We start from the raw sequence: 5,282 nt of genomic DNA, 5'->3' as shown, positions 1-5,282 counted from the left end.
GTCGTCCGGCCGTCGGCGGCGGCGGACGCGGCGGCGGCCAGCACCGGGCGCACCAGGCGGTCGGCCGCCGGGGCCGGGCTGACCAGCACATCGATGACTCCGCCGCAGGTCAGGCCGACCGTGAAGGCGTCCTCATCGGAGTAGCCGAAGGTCTCCCGTACGGTCTCGCCGGTACGCAGCGCCTCCTGACACAGCTCGTACACCGCGCCCTCGACACAGCCGCCGGACACGCTGCCGACCGCCGTGCCCTCGGCGTCCACGGCGAGCGCGGCCCCAGGCTGCCGGGGCGCGCTGCCGCCCACGGAGACCACGGTGGCCACGGCGAAGTCCCGGCCCTCCTCGCACCAGCGGCGCAGCTCGGCGGCGATGTCCAGCATGGTGATCAGCTCCTTGGGCGGCGCATCGATACGCGGCACATCGATATCCGGAACAACGCACTCGGCTCCCGATATCTGCCCTCAGGTGCCCGTCAGGTGCTCCGGGCGCACGGGCACGCGCTTCAGGGGCAGGCCCGTCGCCGCGCGGATGGCGGCGACGACGGCCGGGGTCGAGGAGAGCGTGGGCGCCTCGCCGACGCCGCGCAGCCCGTACGGGGCGTTGTCGTCGGCCAGCTCCAGCACGTCCACCGGCATGGCCGGGGTGTCCAGGATGGTGGGGATCAGATAGTCCGTGAAGGACGGATTGCGCACCCGCGCCCCGTCCGCCGAGACGACGATCTCCTCCATCACCGCGAGCCCGAGCCCCTGCGTGGAACCGCCCTGGATCTGCCCGACCACCGACAGCGGGTTGATCGCCTTGCCCACGTCCTGCGCGGCCGCCAGCTCGACCACCTTGACCAGACCCAGCTCGGTGTCGACCTCGACGACCGCGCGATGGGCGCAGAAGGAGTACTGCACATGGCCGAAGCCCTGGCCGGTGCGGAGATCGAACGGCTCGGTCGGCCGGTGCCGGAACTCCCGCTCCAGGTCGATCGCCTCCTCGCCGAGGATCCCGGCGAGGTCGCCGATCACCTCGCCGCCGTCGGTGACCACCTTGCCGTCCGCCAGCCGCAGCCGGGCGGGCTCCGCCCAGGCGGGGTGGGAGGCGCCGAACCGCTCCCGGCCGCGCCGCAGCACCTCCTCCCGGGCCGCCTCGCAGGTGTGCTTGACGGCGCCGCCCGTCATATATGTCTGGCGGGAGGCGGAGGTGGAGCCGGCCGAGCCGACCCGGGTGTCGGCCGGGTGGATGGTGACCCGGTCGACGCCCAGCTCGGTGCGGGCGATCTGGGCGTGCACGGTGACCCCGCCCTGGCCGACCTCGGCCATCGCGGTGTGCACCAGGGCGACCGGCTCGCCACCGATCACTTCCAGCCGGATCCGGGCGGTGGAGTAGTCGTCGAAGCCCTCGGAGAAGCCGACGTTCTTGATGCCGACCGCATAGCCCACCCCGCGCACCACGGACTCGCCGTGGGTGGTGTTGGACAGCCCGCCCGGCAGGGCCCGTACGTCCACCGGGCCGCCCGCCGCCTCCCAGGCGCGCTCGGGCGGCATCGGCAGCGCCTTGACCCGGCGCAGCAGCTCGGCGACCGGGGCCGGGGAGTCGACAAGCTGCCCGGTGGGCATGGCGGCGCCCTGGGACATGGCGTTGCGCTGCCGGAACTCCACCGGGTCCAGGCCGAGTTCGGCCGCCACCGCGTCCATCTGCGCCTCGTAGGCGAAGCACGCCTGGACGGCGCCGAAGCCGCGCATCGCACCGCAGGGCGGGTTGTTGGAGTAGAGCGCGATGGCCTCGACGTCGACGTTCTCGACGACGTAGGGGCCGATCGACAGGGAGGCGGCGTTGCCGACGACCGCCGGGGAGGAGGAGGCGTACGCCCCGCCGTCCAGGACGATGCGGCACTGGACGTAGAGCAGCGTGCCGTCGCGGCTCGCGCCGTGTTCATAGGTGAGCCTGGCGGGGTGGCGGTGGACATGGCCGAAGAAGGATTCGTAGCGGTTGTAGACGATCTTGACGGGCTTTCCGGTGCGCAGCGCCAGCAGACAGGCGTGCGCCTGCATGGACAGATCCTCGCGCGCGCCGAACGCCCCGCCCACCCCGGACAGGGTCAGCCGCACCTTGTCGGCGGGCAGCCCGAGGACCGGGGCGAGCTGATCGCGGTCGACATGCAGCCACTGGGTGGCGATGTAGAGGTCCACCCCGCCGTCCTCGGCGGGCACCGCGAGCCCCGACTCCGGGCCGAGGAACGCCTGGTCCTGCATGCCCACCTCGTAGTCCCGGCGGACCACCACATCGGCACGGGCCCGGGCGGCGGCGACATCGCCGCGCAGAACGGGCTGGCGGTGCACGATGTTCGGGTGCGGGACGTGGGCGGCGTGGTGGTCCCGGCGGCCGGGGTGGAGCAGCGGCGCGCCCGGCGCGGTGGCGGTGGCCTCGTCCACGACCAGCGGCAGCTCCTCGTACTCCACCGCGATCCGGGCGGCGGCGCGGCGGGCGGTCTCGGGGTGGTCGGCGGCGACGATCGCCACGGGCTCGCCGTGGTAGCGGACCCGGTCCTTCGCGAGCACGGGCTGGTCGTGGATCTCCAGGCCGTAGTGGGTTTCGGCGGGCAGATCGTCATGGGTCAGCACGGCGTACACCCCGGGCAGGGCGAGCGCCCCGGCGGTGTCGATGGACCTGATCGCGGCGTGGGCGTACGGGCTGCGGAGGGTGAAGCCCCACAGCATGTCCTCGTGCCACAGATCCGAGGAGTACGCGAACTCGCCGGTCACCTTGAGGGTGCCGTCGGGGCGCAGGGTGGACTCGCCGATCGTCCCCCTGGTGGCGCCGGTGGCCTGGGTGAGGGCGGTGGGGGCACTGGCGGTGCGGTCGGCTGCCATGGTCAGACCGCCTTCCCGGTGCGGGCGGCGGCGAGCCGGACCGCGTCGAGGATCTTCTCGTAGCCGGTGCAGCGGCAGAGGTTGCCGGAGAGCGCCTCGCGGATATCGGCGTCGGAGGGGTCGGGGGTGCGCTCCAGCAGCTCATCGGCGGCCACGAGCAGTCCGGGGGTGCAGAAGCCGCACTGGACGGCCCCGGCGTCGATGAACGCCTGCTGGACGGGGGCCAGCGGGGCGACGACCTGCCCGGGGCGGGATGACCCGGGCCGCCGGGGACGGGCTGTCTCCGGCTCTCCGGGGTGGCCGAGCCCGGGCTCCACGGGGCGCGCCACATCAGGCCCTACGGGGCGGCCCGTACCAGGCTCCGCGCGGCGGGCCGTATCGGGCTCGCCAGGGCGGCCCGTCTCGGGCTCCACGAGGCCGCCGACCTCGGGCTTCCCTGGATGACCCGCCTCGGGCTCACCGGGGCAGACGGCTCCAGCCGGTTTCGCGGACCGCTGCCGGGCGTGGTCCGCGAGTCCCTCGACGGTGACCACCTCGCGGCCCTCGGCCTGCCCCGCCGCCACCAGACAGGCGCAGACCGGCACCCCGTCGAGGCGGACCGTGCAGGAACCGCATTCGCCCTGCTCACACGCGTTCTTCGAACCGGGAAGCCCCATCCGCTCGCGCAGCACGTACAGCAGGGACTCGCCCTCCCAGACGTCATCGGCCTCGTACGGCCGCCCGTTGACCGTGATGTTCACGCGCACTGTGCGGTCCTCCCGTCTCCCTCGCGATACGCCTCCCAGGTCCAGCCGAGCGTGCGGCGCGCCATGACCCCCACCGCGTGGCGGCGGTAGGCGGCGCTGCCGCGTACGTCGTCGATCGGGCGGCACGCCCCGGCGCACAGCTCGGCGAACCGCCGGGCCGTCGACGGGTCGAGGGGCGCACCGCTGTCCCAGAAGCCGCCCTCCTCGAGCGCCGCGCCCAGGAACTCCTCGGCCTCATGGGCCCGTACGGGCGTGGGCGCGGCCGATCCGATGCCGGTGCGCACGGTGCGGGTGCGCGGATGGAGCGCGACGGCGAAGGCGCAGACCGCGATCACCATGGCGTTCCGGGTGCCGACCTTGGAGAACTGCTGCGGACCGTCCGCCTTCTGGATGTGCACCGCCCGGATCAGCTCATCGGGCTCCAGGGCATGGCGCTTGACCCCGGTGAAGAACTCCTCGACGGGGATGCGCCGGGTGCCGCGCATCGAGGCCGCCTCCACCTCGGCCCCGGCCGCCAGCAGCGCGGGATGCGCGTCCCCGGCGGGCGAGGCGGCGCCGAGATTGCCGCCGACGGTGCCGCGGTTGCGGATCTGCGGTGAGCCGACGGTGTGCGCGGCGAGCGCCAGCCCCGGCAGTTCGGCCCGCAGCTCCTCGATGATCCGGGTGTACGGGACGCCCGCGCCCAGCCGGACCGTACGGTCGGTGGCCTCCCATTCGGCCAGTTCGGCGACGCGGGTCAGATCGAGCAGATACTCGGGCCGCCGGTGATCGAAGTTGATCTCGACCATCACATCGGTGCCGCCCGCGATGGGCACGGCGGTGGGGTGCTCGGCCTTCGCGGCGAGCGCCTCCTCCCAGCCGGCGGGGCGCAGGAAGTCCATGGGTCTCTCTTCTCGAATCGTCGGCGTCGCCGTCGGCAGGCGGGAGCCCCCTCCCAGAACTCTGCACGCGACTCAACGCCAGTAGACCGAGGCGTGGGCCACCTGGTGCAGTCACCGAAGGCATGAAGCAATTGGCTGGCCAGGGGGCGGGTCTTGTAGATTCGAACGAACGGCGGGGACCCGAAACCTCGCGGTATTCGACCGGCAACACGGAACAAGATCGGCTGGCATCCCATGCGGCTGCGCGCACTGCTGGAGAACGACACCCTGGGCCTGCGCCTGCTCGGTGGCGAGAGCGAGCTGGACCGTACCGTACGCGGCGTCATGACCACCGATCTGCGCGACCCCAGCCGCTATCTCTCGGGCGGTGAACTCGTGCTGACCGGGCTCGCCTGGCGGCGTGAGCCGGAGGACTCCGAGCGGTTCGTCCGCATCCTCGCGGCGGCCGGGGTGGCGGGGCTGGCGGCGGGCGAGGCGGAGCTGGGCGCCGTGCCGGAGGATCTGGTGCTGGCCTGCGGACGGCATCGGCTGCCGCTGTTCTCCGTGGTCGAGGATGTCGCGTTCGCCACCATCACCGAGCATGTGGTGCGCCAGGTCTCCGGTGAACGGGCCGGGGATCTGGCGGCGGTCGTCGACCGGCACCGGCGGCTGATGACGTCCGGGCCCGCGGGCGGCGGCCCCGAGGTGGCCCTGGACCTGCTCCGCTCGGACCTGGACCTGACCGCGTGGGTGCTCTCCCCCACCGGCCGCCGGATCGCCGGGCCCACCGCCGCCGGAGCGGCCGCCGAACCGCCCGCGGC

5 protein-coding genes are annotated in these 5,282 nt (G+C 73.6%); 1 reads left to right on the top strand and 4 read right to left on the bottom strand.

Going from position 1 to position 5,282, the window contains the following annotated elements; genetic code table 11:
• From KN815_RS46245 to KN815_RS46230, 4 genes are all read right to left on the bottom strand, one after another.
• A partial coding sequence (locus KN815_RS46245) for an XdhC family protein (RefSeq protein ID WP_216347775.1) occupies window positions 1–377 on the bottom strand: 377 nt, incomplete at its 3' end.
• 81 nt (window positions 378–458) lie between these two features.
• A complete protein-coding gene (gene pucD, locus KN815_RS46240; protein ID WP_216347774.1) occupies window positions 459–2,855 on the bottom strand; it encodes a xanthine dehydrogenase subunit D in 2,397 nt (798 codons plus the stop codon).
• 2 nt (window positions 2,856–2,857) lie between these two features.
• Entirely contained in the window at window positions 2,858–3,601 is a 744-nt protein-coding gene (locus KN815_RS46235) for a 2Fe-2S iron-sulfur cluster-binding protein (protein ID WP_216347773.1), read from the bottom strand.
• Window positions 3,592–4,482, bottom strand: coding sequence for an FAD binding domain-containing protein (locus KN815_RS46230; RefSeq protein WP_216347772.1), 891 nt, complete (start codon window positions 4,480–4,482; stop codon window positions 3,592–3,594). The genes KN815_RS46235 and KN815_RS46230 overlap by 10 nt, the downstream gene beginning before the upstream one ends.
• A 234-nt stretch (window positions 4,483–4,716) precedes the next feature.
• On the opposite strand from KN815_RS46230, the gene KN815_RS46225 reads away from it, so the two are divergent.
• Window positions 4,717–5,282: PucR family transcriptional regulator ligand-binding domain-containing protein (locus KN815_RS46225; protein WP_216347771.1), on the top strand; the 566-nt coding region annotated here is incomplete at its 3' end.

This window comes from Streptomyces niphimycinicus (assembly GCF_018883605.1).
Taxonomy (GTDB): domain Bacteria; phylum Actinomycetota; class Actinomycetes; order Streptomycetales; family Streptomycetaceae; genus Streptomyces; species Streptomyces niphimycinicus.
Note: the sequence above shows the minus strand (reverse complement) of the source record. Positions and strands in the feature narration are given on the sequence as shown.